Raw genomic sequence first — 15,328 nt, 5'->3', positions numbered from 1 at the left:
GCTCGTCAGGGCCGGAAGCGGTCCGTGGCCTCCAGCAGGTGGTGGGTCGTGCCGGGCTCGGCCATCGCGTGCCCGGCGTCGGGGACGATGTGCAGCTCGGAACCCGGCCACGCCGCGTGCAGTTCCCACGCGCTCACGACCGGGCACACCACGTCGTACCGGCCGTGGACGATCACGGCCGGGAGATGGGCGATGCGGTCCATCCGGTCCAGGATCGCCCGGCCCTGCAGGAACGCGTCGCTGGCGAAGTAGTGGTTCTCGATCCGGGCGAAGGCCAGCGAGAAACGGTCGTGGTCCCCGCCGGTGTCGACGGGCCGGGGGAGCAGCGTCGAGGTCGACGTCTCCCACGTGGTCCACGCCCGGGCCGCCTCGATCTCGATCTGCGGATCACCGCAGTGCAGGAGCCGGTGGTAGGCGGCGACGTGGTCGTAGCCCGGCCCGTGGACGGCGTCCGCCCCGTCCGCGGCGAGCAGCGGCGCGAGATAGCCCTCCCACACGTCGGGGAACAGGTGCGCCGCGCCACCGCGGTAGAACCAGTCGATCTCGCTCGGACGGCACAGGAAGATGCCGCGCAGGACCAGACCACGAACCCTGTCCGGATGGTCCTGGGCGTAGGCCAGTGCCAGAGTCGACCCCCACGAGCCGCCGAAGACCAGCCACGTCTCGACGCCGAGGTGCTCCCGCAGTCGCTCGAGGTCGTCGATCAGATGACGGGTCGTGTTGACCGACAGGTCCGCGCCCTCGGCGACGTGCGGGGTGCTCCGTCCGCATCCCCGCTGGTCGAACAGGATGATCCGGTAGGCGGCCGGGTCGAACATGCGCCGGTGCGCGGGGGTGGTCCCACCGCCGGGTCCGCCGTGGACGAACACCACGGGGGCGCCGTCCGGGTTGCCGGAGCACTCCCAGTGGAGCTGCTGGCCGTCGCCCACGTCGAGCATCCCGCTGTCGTGCGGTTCGATCGCGGGGTAGGGGGCGCGGCGGGCGGCGCCGCGCCCGGTGTCGGTCGTCGGTGCCATCACGGTCAGAAGGAGTGCTCGGCGCCGGGGAAGGCCCGCGAGCGGACCTCGGTGCCGTACTCACGGGCGGCGTCGCGCAGCGTGTCCGCCAGCTCGGCGTACCGCTTGACGAACTTCGCGGTGCGACCGGTGCTGTGACCGGCCATGTCCTGCCAGACCAGCACCTGGGCGTCGCACCCGTTGCCGGCTCCGATGCCCACGGTCGAGATCTGCAGCTCCGCGGTCACCTCGCGGGCGAGGTCGGCGGGCACCATCTCCATCACCACGGAGAACGCCCCGGCCTCCTGGACGGCGCGCGCGTCGGCACGCAGCTGATCCGCTGCGTCGCCGCGGCCCTGGACCCGGAACCCGCCCAGCCCGTTGACGGACTGCGGGGTGAACCCGATGTGGGCCATCACGGGGATCCCGGCGTCCACGATCGCCTTGATCTGCGGGACCATCCGCACCCCGCCCTCGAGCTTGACGGCCTGGGCGCCGCCTTCCTTCATCATGCGGGTGGCCGCGGCCACGGCCTGCGTCGGCGAGGCCTCATAGCTGCCGAAGACCAGGTCCGCCACGACGAGCGCCTTGGGGGCGCCGCGGGTGACCGCCCGCACCAGCGGGATCATCTCGTCCTCGGTCACCGGGACCGTCGTGTCATAGCCGTAGACCACGTTGGCCGCCGAGTCGCCCACGAGCAGCACGGGGATCCCGGCCTCCTGGAACAGCCGCGCGGAGACGAAGTCGTAGGCGGTGAGCATCGGCCACGGCTCGCCGGCGGCCTTCAGCTCGGCGAGGTGGTGCAGACGGGTGACCCGGGTCAGGCCCTGCGGCCCGTCGCCCTGCGGTGTCGGAGCCGGTGCGCCGCCGGCGCCGTAGACCGGGGTGTCGGGGGAGTCGCTCATGGAGATGTGGCCTTCCTTCGGTGACCTCGAGGCCGGCGGCGGTGGCCGGTACCCGGGTGGACAGGGGGCGGTGACGTGCGCGGCGGAATCGGCGCGCTGTCGCGGACGAGTCTGCCACGACCGGCCCGGAGAGGGGCGGTGGGAGTCGGCACGGCGGGTGTCACACGCTCGTAATGCGACAGGCGCTAGGTTGGACGGCATGAACCGCCAGCAGGAGTACGTTCTCAGGACCTTGGAAGAGCGCGATATCCGGTTCGTCCGGCTCTGGTTCACCGACGTCCTCGGCACCCTCAAGTCGGTCGCCGTGGCGCCGGCGGAGCTCGAGGGCGCCTTCGGGGAGGGGATCGGCTTCGACGGCTCGGCCATCGAGGGCTTCTCCCGGGTCTCGGAGGCGGACACCGTCGCGAAGCCCGATCCGTCGACCTTCCAGGTGCTCCCGTGGGCCCACGCCGACGGCAAGCAGCACTCCGCACGAATCTTCTGCGACATCTACAACCCGGACGGCAGCCCCAGCTGGGCCGACCCCCGGCACGTGCTGCGCCGCCAGCTCAACAAGGCCGCCGACCTCGGGTTCTCGTGCTACGTGCACCCCGAGATCGAGTTCTTCCTGTTCAAGGACCTGGACACCGACGGCGCGGAACCGGTGCCCACCGACAACGGTGGCTACTTCGACCAGGCGGTCCACGACTCGGCGCCCCACTTCCGACGCCACGCGATCGAGGCACTGGAGGCCATGGGCATCTCCGTGGAGTTCTCCCACCACGAGAACGCGCCGGGGCAGCAGGAGATCGACCTGCGCTACGCCGACGCCCTGAGCATGGCGGACAACATCATGACGTTCCGCTACGTGGTCAAGGAGGTGGCCATGAACAACGGGGTGTGGGCGTCGTTCATGCCCAAGCCCCTGCGCGACCACCCGGGCTCGGCGATGCACACCCACATGAGCCTGTTCGAGGGCGACGCCAACGCGTTCCACGACCCGGACGACGAGTACCAGCTGTCGACCACCGCGAAGTCGTTCGTCGCGGGCATCCTCACCCACGCGCCCGAGTTCTCCGCCGTGACCAACCAGTGGGTCAACTCCTACAAGCGTCTCATCGGCGGCGGCGAGGCCCCCACCGCGGCCACGTGGGGACGGGCCAACCGTTCGGCCCTCGTCCGCGTGCCCATGTACACGCCCAACAAGGCGTCGTCGCGGCGGATCGAGGTGCGCAGTCCCGATTCGGCCTGCAACCCGTACCTGGCCTATGCGGTGATGTTCGCCGCAGGGATCAAGGGTGTGCAGGAGGGCTACGAGCTCCCGCCGGAGTCCGAGGACGACGTGTGGACCATGAGCCGCCGCGAGCGGCGCGCGATGGGGTACACCGACCTCCCGGGCAGCCTCGAGCAGGCGCTGGACGCGATGGAGGAGTCCGAGTTGGTCGCCGAGGCGCTGGGCGAGCACGTCTTCGAGTTCTTCCTGCGAAACAAGCGGCGTGAGTGGCGCGAGTACCGCAACGACGTGACCCCGTACGAGCTGCGGCACTACCTCAACTTGTGACCGGCGGTGGGATCGTGAGCAGGGATTCCTCGCGACCACGGCTACCGAGCCCGGGCCGCCTCGGGCTGCTAGACGACCGAGCCGCGGACTGGCTCGACTACCTGGGGTGGACCGACGACGACGCGGTCCCGGTGCTGTGGTCGCTGTCCCGGGCTCCGGACCCCGACCTCGCTCTGGGAGCCCTGGTGCGGCTCCACGAATCACTCGCCGCCGGTTCCCACGATGAGAGCGGCTCCGCCGGCGCCGGCGTCGCGGCGCTGGACGGCGCCCTGCGGTCCGACTCGCGGCTGCGCGCGCGACTGCTGGGGCTGCTCGGGTCGTCGAGCGCTCTGGGGGACCACCTCGTCGCGGAGCCCACCCGGTGGACGCTGTTGCGGGCGGACCTCCCCGCGTTCGAGGACATCCTGGCCGACATGCTCAGTGCGGTCGAGGCGGTCCCGGAGCAGGCCGTGGCAGACGCCCCCGAGCCGTCCCAGCGGGAGGATCTGCGCAGCGTCGGCACCTACCGCGCCGGGGTCACCGGCGGCGCCGCGGTCAGCGTGCTGCGCTCCACCTACCGCGATCACGTGGCCCTGCTCGCCGCCCACGACGTGGCCGTGGCCGTCGAGGACGACGAACCCGCACTTCCCTTCATCGAGGTGGGTCGGCGGCTGTCCGACCTCGCCGACGCCGCACTGACCGCCGCCCTCGCGGTCGCGGTGGCCACCGTCTATCCGGATTCGCCGATGCCGGGCAGGCTGGGCGTGGTCGCCATGGGCAAGGGCGGTGCGCGGGAACTCAACTACATCTCGGACGTCGACGTGATCTTCGTGGCCGAGCCCGCCGACGCCAGGACCGGGCGGGTGGCGGGGGAGATGATGCGCATCGGGTCCATGGCCTTCTTCGAGGTTGACGCGGCACTGCGTCCGGAGGGCAAGTCCGGCGAATTGGTGCGCACACTCGACTCACACACGGCCTACTACAAGCGTTGGGCCAAGACGTGGGAGTTCCAGGCACAGCTCAAGGCGCGCCCCATGACCGGCGACATGGCACTGGCCGTGGAGTACCACGACACCGTCCACCCGATGGTGTGGACCGCCGCCGAACGGGACGACTTCGTCCACGACGTGCAGGCGATGCGACGGCGGGTCGAGGAGAACGTGCCCGAGGCCCTGCGCGAGCGGGAACTCAAACTCGGGCGCGGTGGCCTGCGCGACGTCGAGTTCGCCGTGCAGCTGCTGCAGATGGTCCACGGCCGCACGGACGAGGACCTGCGGGTCACCAGCACCGTCGAGGCGCTCGGAGCCCTGCGCGACGGCGGGTACATCGCGCGTGAGGACGGCGCGGAACTGATGGCCGCCTACGAGTTCCTCCGCCTGCTCGAGCACCGTCTCCAGCTGCAGCGCTACAAGCGCACCCACCTGCTACCGGAGGACGACGACGAGGAGGCCTACCGCTGGCTGGCCCGCGCGGCGCACATCCGGCCGAACGGGCCGAACGACGCCGCCCAGGTGCTGCGGCAGAGTCTGCGGGAGCTGCGCCGCCGGGTGCGACGCCTGCACTCGAAGCTCTTCTACCGCCCGCTGCTGGACTCGATCGCCTCCTACGACGCCGAGGCGCTCTCCCTCAGCCCGGAGGCGATGGAGCGTCAGCTGGCCGCCCTCGGCTTCGCGGCTCCCCGCAACGCGTTGGGTCACCTGCGTGCGCTCGCGGGGCAGAACAGTCGCCGGGGCCGCATCCAGGCGCTGCTGCTGCCCACGTTCATGGAGTGGCTCGCCGACACGGCGGACCCCGACGCGGGGCTGCTGGCCTACCGGCGCCTGTGCGAGGAGCACGAGGAGGTCACCTGGTTCCTGCGCACACTGCGCGATGACAGCATCGTCGCCCGCCGTCTGGTGCGGGTCCTGGGGACCTCGGCGTTCGTGGCCGGCCTGCTCACGCGCAATCCCGAGGTGATCCCCGATCTCACCGACGGCGCGCAGGGGCCGGTGCTGGTGGCCTCCAAGGTCTCCGACATCGCCTCCGCGCTCACCGCCTCCGCCGCCCGGCACCCGACTCCCGAGCGGGTCATCGCGGCGGCGCGGTCGCTGCGCCGCGCCGAGCTGGCCCGGATCGGTGCCGCGGACGTTCTACAGATGATCTCGGTCCCCGACGTGGGGAGGCGACTGTCGGCCGTGTGGCGTGCGGTGCTCGAGGCGTCGCTGGCCGCGGTGGTCCGCGACATGATGCCCGAGGGCGGTGCGGCGCCGGCCCGCATCGCCTACATCGGGATGGGGCGGCTCGGCGGGGACGAGCTGTCCTACAGTTCGGACGCGGACGTGATGATCGTCTGCGACCCGGCCGAGGGCGTCCCGGAGGACGAGGCGGTCCGGTGGGCCACGCAGGTGGCCGAGCGGGTGGGCAGGTTGCTGTCCTCGCCGTCGTCGGATCCCCCGCTGGACCTGGACGCCGACCTGCGCCCCGAGGGGCGGAACGGCCCCCTCGTGCGCACTCTGGCCTCCTACCGCGCCTACTACGCCAAGTGGGCCGAGACCTGGGAGCTGCAGGCGCTGCTCCGCGCCGCGTTCGCCGCCGGCGACCGCGACCTCGGGCTGGACTTCCTCCACATGATCGACGAGTTCCGCTACCCGGAACAGGGTGTGCCGCCGAAGATCGTCCAGGAGATCCGCCGCATGAAGGCGAGGATCGACTCGGAGCGACTGCCCCGCGGCGCGGACCCGGCCACCCACACCAAGCTCGGGCGCGGTGGCCTGGCGGATGTGGAATGGTGCGCCCAACTGTTGACGATGCAGCACGCCGCCCGGGTACCCGGCCTCCACACGACGTCCACGCTCGAGGCGCTCGACGCCGCGGCCTCCGCCGAACTGTTGTCCGAGTCCGAGCGCGATGCCCTGGTCGACTCGTGGTTGATGGCCGGGCACGCCCGCAACGCTCTGGTGCTGGCACGCGGCAAAGCGGTCGACCAGCTCCCGGGGCAGGGTGCGATCCTTGCGGCGGTGGCGATGATCTGCACGGGTTCGGCCGACGGTGCGGGGTTCCTCAACGAGTACCTCCGCGTGACCCGTCTCGGGCGCAAGGCTGTCGACCACGTGTTCTGGGGCGAGGACTGACGGGGGACGCCGGCCCGGCGCGGGGGTGGGCCAGGGTCGGAACCAGGGTCGTCCCTGATGCGCGGCCCACCCGCGCGCCGATAACCTGGGCGCATGGCTGTGACGATGAACCTCACCCTCACCCTCGACGGCGTGACCTACGGCGAGCTCTACGAGTTCGTCGACGCCGTGCGCGCCGCCGGGGTCCCCGCCGACGAGCGTGTCCGCTGCCTCGGGTCCGACGACAAGGGCGACCGCTTCGAGGTGGAGCTCGGCCCGGACCGCCGGCGCCCCGGTGCGGCCCGCGCCGCCTCGGGCGCGCTGGTGGGCCAGCCGGTCGACGGGCCCACCGCGACCGCATCCTCACCGACCGTCGCGTCGGTCGCGGAGACGGTGCGCTCGATGGTGCGTAACGGTGACGACCTGGACCGCGTGATCGCCGCGCTGGGGGACCTGCGCAAGTTTCTGCGTTGACCCGTCGGCGCCCGGTCGCCCGGGCCATCGCCGTCCTCGCCGTGCTCGTCGCCGGCGCCGGGGTGACGCTGCACCACTCACGCTCGGAGCTCCCGGCGGTGCCGGTCCTCGCGTCGTTCGCGGTCGCCGCGTGGGCGTTCTCCCTGGTCGCCTTGATCGCGGCCGTCCGCGCACGGTCGGTGCTTCTCGGGATCATCGCCGTCGCGCTCGTCGGCGCCGGGGTGGTCCAGTACGGGCCCCTCGTGGCCCCGCCACGCCAGATCGACGACGACGAGGGCCTGCCGGTTCGGGTGATGGTGCAGAACCTCGAGTTCGGCCGAGCCGCCCCGCACGACGTGGTCCGGGCGGTCCGCACCGGCGGGGTCGACCTGCTCATGACCGTGGAGACGACGCCGGAGGCGGCGGACGCGCTGCGCACCGCGGGGCTGACGGGGCTGCTGCCGCACGAGGCGGCCGCGACCGCTCCCACGACCCAGGGGGTGGCGGTGTGGTCGCGGTTCCCCCTCTCGCCGCCGGAGAGGGTCGAGGGCTTCAGCCTCGGACTGCTGCGCACCGAGATGGCGGGTCCGGGCGGACCGGTGACGGTGGTGGCCGCACACCCCGTGGCTCCGGTGTTCGACGCACCCGCCGCCGTGGACGAGGCCGATCGACTGCGCTGGTACCTCGGCAGCCTGCCCGGGCCCGGGCCGGTCGTGGTGGGCGGGGACTTCAACGCCACCTGGGATCACGTGCGGTTCCGGGACCTGCGGGGTCTCGGTTACACGGACTCCGTCTCGGGCGGGAGCGACGGGTGGGTGCCCACCTGGCCGGCGGGTCGGCGGATCCCCCCGCTCATCGGTATCGACCACGTGCTGGCCCGCGGTGCGGTCGCCGTGGGGGAGACGGACACCGTCGAGGTGGCCAGGACGGATCACCTCGGAGTGCTCGCGACGGTGCTTCTCCCCGCGCCCGGGTCCGGGTGACCTAACATGCGCACCATGAGTTCACGTACGCGCCTGACCGCCTCCGGCGTCGCCACCGCTGTGGTGGCGGCAGTCCTCGCGGGGTGCGGCGGGGCGACGGTGGACGGCGAGGCCCCGGAGGTGTCCTCGGAACCCACTGCGTCGGTGGCCACCTCGTCGCCGTTCGCCCAGGAGCGGCCGGAGAAGCCCACCGGCCCGGTTCCGCCTCCTTCGCCCCAGTCGCCGGCTCCCGAGCCGATGCCGGGGGAGCCCGAACCGCTGCCGCCGCCCGAGGAGGCACCGGCGGACGCACCCGGCCCGGGGGCTGCCGAGCCCCCGCCGCCGGCTCCCGGGGGTGGGGACTTCGTCGCACTGCTCGAGCGGCGGGGCGTCACCCTGCCCGAGGGCGTGGATCCCGTCGTGACGGCCACCGAGGCCTGCGGCCGGTTCGACGGCGGGCAGCAGATGGACGAGGTCTCCGGATGGCTGGGGGAGCGGGCCGGCCTCGACCCCGACGGCCAGGGCTTCTTCCTCGGCGCTGCGGTCGGGACCTACTGTCCCCAGAACTTCCCCAAGCTCGGCTGAGACACGCGTGCGCCCCGCCGTGTCACGCTCGCCGGGTCACATCCGGCCGTAGCGGGCCCGCCCGATCGAGTAGAGACCGTACAGGGCGATTCCCGCGCCGGTCAGCACCAACAGGACCTGCCCGAACGGTTGCTCGCCGACCGTGCGCAGCGCGGAGTCCAGCCCGCCGGCCTTCTCCGGGTCCGTGGTGACGACGGCGGCGACCACCAGACCGCCCAGGATGGCCAGCGCGATGCCCTTGGCGACGTAACCCACCCGGCCCGCGATGATCATGGCCCGGCCGACCTGACCACCGCCGGTGCGTTCGAGGTCCTCGACGAACGCCGCCGTGGCCCCCTTGTAGACGTGGTACCCGCCCACCCCGAGGATCACCAGGCCCGCGATGACCAACGCCACCTTCCCCGGCCCGGAGGCGAGCAGGCCGGACGTGGCGTCGGAGGCGGTCTGGGAATCCGACCCGCCGCCGCCGGAGGCGAACCGCGCGGTGGTGAGCCCCAGCGCCACGTAGACGGCCGCCTTGGCCCCGGCCTTCACCCGGTCGGAGGCATCCTCGGACCCGAGTAGCAGTTCGGTGATCTGCCACAGGCCCAGCGCGACGAAGCCCACCGCGCCACCCCACAGCATGACCTGCCCGCCGGGGGCGCTCGCGATCTGCGCCAGGGCACCCGAGTTGGAGGCCTCACCGCCTCCCGACCCGAGCGCGATGCGAACGGCGATCCACCCGATGAGCAGGTGGAGCACCCCGTTCATGACGAATCCGGCGCGGGCCAGCCATTCGAGTGCGGGGTGGTCCGCGGCGGAGCGTGCGGCGCCGGAGACGGACCGGGAGCGGAGCGGGGAATTCATGGGTGAACTCTCCCATGCCGCTGCACATTCACCACCCGAACCCGGTCACCACTCGATCTCCCCGAGGATCTCGTTCCGCCGACGCAGCTCCTCCACCCGGAGTTCGGCCGCCCGGTGCTCCTCCATCCGCTGGCGGGCCTGCTCGGCGAGGGCGTCGGCCTCGACCTCCGCGAGGAGGAGCTGGAGCCGGTCCTTCTGCTCGCGGAGGGTCTCGACCGAGGTGTCCATGGCGATGAGCTTCCGGGAACCGGCGGTGGCGTGGAGGAAGGGATTGCGCTCGAGGATCAGACGCGCCTCCTCCGGGTCCAGGACCCGCGACAGTTTGAGCAGGACGGGGTAGCCCTGTCCCTGCCTGTCGGGGTCGTGTTCCGGATCGAGTGCCGCGGCGACCACCTTGAGCGGCCGGGCCCGGGGGGAGGAACTGCGGAAGTCGAATCCGTCGGTCTCCATGATCCCGGCTCCTTCCCGGCGTGGCGCCCGGCCGTGGTCGCCGGGTTGCCACCACCGTAAACGCCCCGGCCGGGGCGGCCGGCGGAATCAGGGGTTTTCCCGACGGGGTGGGGAACGGCATCCGGAGGGAGCGCCGACGGGCGGGTGTGCGTCCTCGGCGTCCTGTCCGTGTAACCGACCGGCGTCGATACACTCGAGCCGTGACTACTGGTAATGAAGGCGCCACCGACCTCGACTACTTGCTCCGCCGGATGGCGGAGGGCATTGAGCAAGCCCCCGTGAACTTCCCGATCACCCTCGTGATCAACGGGAACGCCTGGGAGGGCAACCTGATCACCGAGGGCGAGTTCATGCGGATCCAGGCGGCCACCCTCGACGCACTGTCGGGTGACGAGAAGTCCGAGGAAGTGGCCGGCGCCCAGGCGAGTATATTCCGCCAGATCGGCATCATGAAGTACGAGAACGCCCTGGACGACGAGGAACGGGTGTCCTCGTTCATCCACCTCACCGACGCGTGGCAGCGGGGCGTTCCCGGCGTCATGCCGGTCATGCGCGTGCGCATCTCCTCCGTCGACGCGTGGTCCTTCGGTCACTCGGCCGGCTAGTCCCTCAAGGCAGGCCGCGGCCCTGACCTGCATTTTGCAATAGTACGGGGCGGCAAGAGCATCAACAGTCGCAGTAAAGCTCGAAACCCCGGGGTTCGTTTGCAAATGTTCAGCATCTCGGGAAAACACAGTGTGAGCTAAGGAACGCTGAGAACGGAGCTCGGCCCGTTCTGGCTGATCTCGGCCTCGAACGGGTCTCCTGCGGAATCTCAGAGGGTCAGGCGTCGTGCTCCTCGGGCGATGCGGTGCGCGGATCGAGTGCCGGGAGTGCGCCCTCTTCCTTAAGCAGATTGATGACGCTGATGGCGCTCTCGTTGAGCGAAGCGGCTGAACCAGAGCCATCGGCGACATCATAGAGCGTTACACCCGACTTCCCGATGAGGAAGCGTTCTCGATAGGCATCGTTGGCGGCGACCGCAATGCTGTCAATGAGCGCGAAGTTGAGCCCTGCCCCGACGAGTACCCCAGCAATCGGGACGAACTGGCCAAGCTTCTTCTTGGTGAGACTGACACTGAACCTGTTCGCGAACTGCTGAGCGATCTTCGTGAGGACCTTCTCGTTGAGCTTGGCCCAGGTTGCATCACGGAACAGGAGTTGCGTCAACTGTGAGAGTTCGGCGTAGGCGGCGGTCTTGGCAGGCGTCCCAGTCGCCATGCCGAGACCGATCACGGACATCATGAAGACCTGCTCTTCGGGTCGATGGGGGTCGTAGCCGTAGTAGCGGGCGGTCGAGGCGACTGTTCGCGCCGCGAGTCCGAGGACCGACGCGATGTCTGCGGCGTATGCGGTTGCCACAACCCCGAATCCCGGGGCCTTCTTGGCGCCTTCGTTGTGCACCGTTCCCTCGGCGACGAGCACGCCACCGCCTGTGATGGCCGCTGCCGATGCGAAGCCGCTGAGTGCGGCCGACCCTGCGTGGCCCCACCGGATGCGGCTCAACCTCGCAACCGAATCGACGACTTCCAGGTCAAGACCTCGGATGCTGCCAAACGCGCCGATCCGGTAGCCCGCTGCTCGAAACTGCTTGACCACGTTCTCGGTGCTCACAGTGATGGAAGCGGCACTCCCGATGATCTTCCAGAGCTCTGTCGTCGCGTTGGCATAGGCCGTGCCCGCGAGTTCGGCTGCAGGAGCCTGTTTGACTGTATCGACAGCCGTGGAGATCCGATCCCGAGCTGCGGTCGGCAACAGGTGGCGGGCCTTCTTGCTGAGAGCGTCCGCCTTGCGCTGTTGAAGGCGGTCCCACTCCTTCTGTTCGTAAGCAGAGAGGGTCATCGAAGAGATCCAGTCCGTCAGAGGGCTTGGAAGTAGTCGCGGATGGTGGCGGCCATAAGCTTCCGGCGCTCGGCGAGAAACTCCTTGTAGGAACCGGCATCGACTGCCGGTAGGAATTCAGGCACAGCGTTCTCGGCAAGGTTCCGGGCCAAACCGCCAGTGTCGGTGATCTCTCCGAGGGTGAGTTTGCCGGTCTTGATCTGCTCATCGACTTCGGCCATGTAAACAGCTGGTGGTTTGTTGCTGATGCTGATGTTGATTGACGTCTCGGTCAATACGTAATTGGCTACCTGATTGTAGTCACCGCGGTCGGGATAGCCATTCTTCTGCAGGTAGTCCTTGGGGACTATGTGGTGTATGTCGCCCGACTGCTGGGTCATAGCTGCGACGGTGATTCCTTTGGAGAGGAATCCGCGGGAGTTGTTCGCGACCTGGGCAGCGAGGAAGGTCTGGAAGAAGGGGCTAACCGTACTCGTCGTCTCCAAGGCGGCGGGAAGAGTAACGGCCCAGAAGGCGTCCGAGAGCTCGGACTCTTCGACTTGCTTGAGGTAGTTGGCGGCACCTTGCTCACCGATGCGGCGGATGTCTTGCTCCCAGGTGGACTCGAAGCTTCCGGAGTGTCGGCCGGTGAGCATCGACATCACGAACCAGCGCTTCACGATGCGCTTACGCTCACCCTCGCTAGTGTCTTTGTCGTCGCGCAGGCGGAGATAGAGCGCGTAGGCGAAATTGAGCGCGTTCCGAGAGTTCACCATGCCTGGACTGATGAAGCCCGCCGACTTTATAAGCATGAGGAAGTTGTCGAAGTGAAAGTTGTTGACGATCTTGAGGAGAGCCGCTTCGAGTTTGTCGTAGGCGACCGGAATGCGTTCCTCGTCAACCTTGCGGGTCTCCGGGTCGCGACCAGAAAGTTCACTCACGATGCTGGAGGCCTTGCCCCGGCTGAAGCCGACTAGCCCCGCTACGCGGATGATGTCACTGTATTCGGGGTCGTAGAGGTCCTCGGCCTCGTCCTTCAGCCAGCTAATCGCCTTGAGGTAGCTGGTGGCTGCGAACTCGCCATCGTTCTCTTTGATGTCGGCGTAGGCGTGCGGCGCGACAGCCAAGTGGCAGAAGTAGTCGATTAGCTTGCGGAGATTGCGTCCGCGGTCGCCGTAGGTGGCGATCTTGCTCATCGCGAAGTCGGCGCTGCTGAGGGGCACACCCTTGGAGTTGATGCGGATGAAGATCTCGGAGACAGTCTCGACGTCGAGGTCGTCGGCGAGACCGATGATCCCGATCTGGGCGTTCTGGATCGCCCCGAGTTTGGCGAGGTTGAATTCGAAGACCTTAGGGTCGACACTGGGATTGCGCTCCATGTACTGCCGCGCGAACCCCAGCGGCGAGTCAGAGTTGAAGTACTCGCTGATGTCAGAGATCCACTGGGGATTCTTCCCGATGACTGGGGTCAGGGTCGCGAACGCTTCGGTGATCGGATTGAACGCGACGACGATGCGGACTGCCTTGTACCTCTTGTTGATCACCTTTAGACCCGCGACCGCGGCCCGAAGTGCCGTGATGCGCTGCTGGCCATCAATGAGGATTTGCTGGTGCGCCGCGACCTGACCCCCCTTAAGTTTGGCGCCCACCGACTGCCAGGTGATCAGGTAGCCGACGGGGTAGCCCTTATAGAGGGAGTCCATCAGATCGCGGACCTTGACGCTGTCCCAGACGAATGGTCGCTGGAGTTCGGGTATTGCGATGCGATCGCTCCTGACGTCAGCCAGCAATTGCGTGACCGCGGACTGCGTCACGGAGTACTTCGCCATACGTGATCTCCTCGTCGTTGCAGCAAACGTTAGCGAGTGCGCCGACACGGTGCAGGACAAACGTATTGCCGCCTCCCACCGCGGCATGTTCAAGAGTCGCTATGCCTCACGACGCACAGCGGTGTACACCGGGCGTCGTCGACGCGACGGTACTGCTCGAAGTCCGTGGCGATCGGTGCGTGGAGCGTGGCCTCGATGACCACGGCCCAGTGAGTCCTGCGGGATCCGGCCGATCTCACGGCAACGGAAAAGGCCCCTGAGCCTGCAAGTCTGCAGTTCAGAGGCCCTTTCAGGGCTGCGACATCTGTCAGCAGTCGTAGTAGAGCTCGAACTCGTGCGGGTGCGGGCGGAGGTTCACCGGGGCGATCTCCTTCTCGCGCTTGTACGAGATCCAGTTCTCGATGAGGTCCTCGGTGAACACGCCACCCTCGGTGAGGTACTCGTGGTCCTGCTCGAGGCGGTCGATCACCGCGGGCAGCGAGGTGGGCGCCTGCGGGATGTCGGCGGCCTCCTCCGGCGGGAGCTCGTAGAGGTCCTTGTCGACCGGGGCCATCGGCTCGATCTTGTTCTTCACACCGTCGATGCCGGCCATCATCATCGCGGCGAACGCGAAGTACGGGTTGCCGGAGGAGTCGGGGCAGCGGAACTCGATGCGCTTGGCCTTGGGGTTGTTGCCGGTGATCGGGATCCGGACACACGCCGAGCGGTTGCGCTGCGAGTACACCAGGTTGATCGGGGCCTCGTAGCCCGGGACGAGCCGGTGGTACGAGTTGATCGTCGGGTTGGTGAACGCCAGCAGCGACGGCGCGTGGTGCAGGATGCCGCCGATGTAGTACCGGGCGATGTCGGACAGGCCCGCGTAGCCGGACTCGTCGTGGAACAACGGCTTGCCGTCCTTCCACAGCGACTGGTGGGCGTGCATACCCGAACCGTTGTCGCCGAAGAGGGGCTTGGGCATGAACGTGGCGGACTTGCCGTTCTTCCACGCGGTGTTCTTGACGATGTACTTGAACAGCTGGACGTCGTCGGCGGCGTGCAGCAGGGTGTTGAACTTGTAGTTGATCTCCTGCTGGGCGCCGGCGACCTCGTGGTGCAGACGCTCGAGCTCGAAGCCGGCGTTGGTGAGGTTGGTGGACATCTCGTCGCGCAGGTCGACGAAGTGGTCGTACGGGGCGACCGGGAAGTAGCCACCCTTGGCGCGGACCTTGTAGCCGAGGTTGGGGGAGCCGTCGGCCTCGGTCTCGGCGCCGCTGTTCCAGTGGCCGGCGGTCGAGTCGACCTCGTAGAAGCCGTGGTTGGTGCCCGAGCCGTAGCGGACCGAATCGAAGATGAAGAACTCGGCCTCGGCGCCGAAGAAGCAGGTGTCGGCGATGCCGGTGGAGACCAGGTACTCCTCGGCCTTGCGGGCGACGTTGCGCGGGTCGCGGCTGTAGGCCTCACGGGTGAAGGGATCGTGGACGAAGCAGCTGATGTTGAGCGTCTTGGCCTTGCGGAACGGGTCGAGGCGGGCCGTGGCGACATCCGGCAGGAGCATCATGTCGGACTCGTGGATCGACTGGAAACCCCGGATGGAGGAGCCGTCGAAGGCCAGACCGTCTTCGATCAGGTCCTCGTCGAACGCCGCTGCGGCGATCGTGAAGTGCTGCTCGTTGCCCGGCAGGTCGGTGAACCGGATGTCGACGTACTCGACGCCCTCGTCCTTGATGAACTTGATGACCTCGTCCGGAGTGGAGAATGCCACGATTCGCTCCTCGTCTCTCTGTGCGACGGGCGACCGGTGTCTCCCGTCGTGCGGTGACCTCACGATATGGGCGAGGTGTTGCCCGGCCGTCAAC

13 protein-coding genes are annotated in these 15,328 nt (G+C 68.8%); 6 read left to right on the top strand and 7 right to left on the bottom strand.

The genetic code is table 11. The annotated features are described in order from the left end of the window. Nucleotides 1–5: 5 nt before the first annotated feature. A complete protein-coding gene (gene pip, locus L8M95_RS17135) occupies nt 6–1,016 on the bottom strand; it encodes a prolyl aminopeptidase (protein WP_260487269.1) in 1,011 nt (336 codons plus the stop codon). Between the two features lie 5 nt (nt 1,017–1,021). After that, on the bottom strand, nt 1,022–1,900 hold the full coding sequence (gene panB / locus L8M95_RS17130) for a 3-methyl-2-oxobutanoate hydroxymethyltransferase (RefSeq protein WP_260487268.1): 879 nt from the start codon (nt 1,898–1,900) through the stop codon (nt 1,022–1,024). 199 nt (nt 1,901–2,099) lie between these two features. On the opposite strand from panB, the gene glnA (L8M95_RS17125) reads away from it, so the two are divergent. From glnA (L8M95_RS17125) to L8M95_RS17105, 5 genes are all read left to right on the top strand, one after another. Continuing rightward, a complete protein-coding gene (gene glnA, locus L8M95_RS17125; RefSeq protein ID WP_260487267.1) occupies nt 2,100–3,440 on the top strand; it encodes a type I glutamate--ammonia ligase in 1,341 nt (446 codons plus the stop codon). 11 nt (nt 3,441–3,451) lie between these two features. Next, nucleotides 3,452–6,529: a bifunctional [glutamine synthetase] adenylyltransferase/[glutamine synthetase]-adenylyl-L-tyrosine phosphorylase gene (locus L8M95_RS17120; protein ID WP_260489299.1), complete on the top strand. Its 3,078-nt coding sequence runs from the start codon at nt 3,452–3,454 to the stop codon at nt 6,527–6,529. 93 nt (nt 6,530–6,622) lie between these two features. Beyond that, entirely contained in the window at nt 6,623–6,982 is a 360-nt protein-coding gene (locus L8M95_RS17115) for a hypothetical protein (RefSeq protein ID WP_260487266.1), read from the top strand. Further along, nucleotides 6,979–7,944 (top strand): endonuclease/exonuclease/phosphatase family protein, encoded by a 966-nt coding sequence (locus L8M95_RS17110; protein WP_260487265.1) that lies wholly within the window; start codon nt 6,979–6,981, stop codon nt 7,942–7,944. Before L8M95_RS17115 ends, L8M95_RS17110 begins: the two co-directional genes overlap by 4 nt. Before the next feature lie 15 nt (nt 7,945–7,959). Further along, the gene (locus L8M95_RS17105) at nt 7,960–8,508 is read left to right on the top strand and encodes a DUF732 domain-containing protein (RefSeq protein WP_260487264.1); all 549 of its coding nucleotides are present in this window, start codon (nt 7,960–7,962) and stop codon (nt 8,506–8,508) included. Between the two features lie 36 nt (nt 8,509–8,544). Here L8M95_RS17105 and L8M95_RS17100 read toward each other — a convergent pair whose 3' ends face one another. After that, nucleotides 8,545–9,354: a DUF1206 domain-containing protein gene (locus L8M95_RS17100; RefSeq protein ID WP_260487263.1), complete on the bottom strand. Its 810-nt coding sequence runs from the start codon at nt 9,352–9,354 to the stop codon at nt 8,545–8,547. 45 nt (nt 9,355–9,399) lie between these two features. After that, a complete protein-coding gene (locus L8M95_RS17095) occupies nt 9,400–9,804 on the bottom strand; it encodes a hypothetical protein (protein ID WP_260487262.1) in 405 nt (134 codons plus the stop codon). 200 nt (nt 9,805–10,004) lie between these two features. On the opposite strand from L8M95_RS17095, the gene L8M95_RS17090 reads away from it, so the two are divergent. Then, nucleotides 10,005–10,409 (top strand): hypothetical protein, encoded by a 405-nt coding sequence (locus L8M95_RS17090; RefSeq protein WP_260487261.1) that lies wholly within the window; start codon nt 10,005–10,007, stop codon nt 10,407–10,409. Between the two features lie 217 nt (nt 10,410–10,626). On the opposite strand, the gene L8M95_RS17085 is transcribed toward L8M95_RS17090, so the two are convergent. The 3 genes from L8M95_RS17085 to glnA (L8M95_RS17075) all read right to left on the bottom strand — a co-directional run bounded on the left by L8M95_RS17085 (nt 10,627) and on the right by glnA (L8M95_RS17075) (nt 15,234). Continuing rightward, on the bottom strand, nt 10,627–11,685 hold the full coding sequence (locus L8M95_RS17085) for an EcsC family protein (protein ID WP_260487260.1): 1,059 nt from the start codon (nt 11,683–11,685) through the stop codon (nt 10,627–10,629). 17 nt (nt 11,686–11,702) lie between these two features. Continuing rightward, nucleotides 11,703–13,493: a DUF262 domain-containing protein gene (locus L8M95_RS17080; RefSeq protein WP_260487259.1), complete on the bottom strand. Its 1,791-nt coding sequence runs from the start codon at nt 13,491–13,493 to the stop codon at nt 11,703–11,705. Between the two features lie 307 nt (nt 13,494–13,800). Beyond that, nucleotides 13,801–15,234: a type I glutamate--ammonia ligase gene (gene glnA, locus L8M95_RS17075; RefSeq protein ID WP_260487258.1), complete on the bottom strand. Its 1,434-nt coding sequence runs from the start codon at nt 15,232–15,234 to the stop codon at nt 13,801–13,803. Nucleotides 15,235–15,328: the final 94 nt, after the last annotated feature.

This window comes from Dietzia sp. B32 (assembly GCF_024732245.1).
Classification (GTDB): domain Bacteria; phylum Actinomycetota; class Actinomycetes; order Mycobacteriales; family Mycobacteriaceae; genus Dietzia.
Note: the sequence above shows the minus strand (reverse complement) of the source record. Positions and strands in the feature narration are given on the sequence as shown.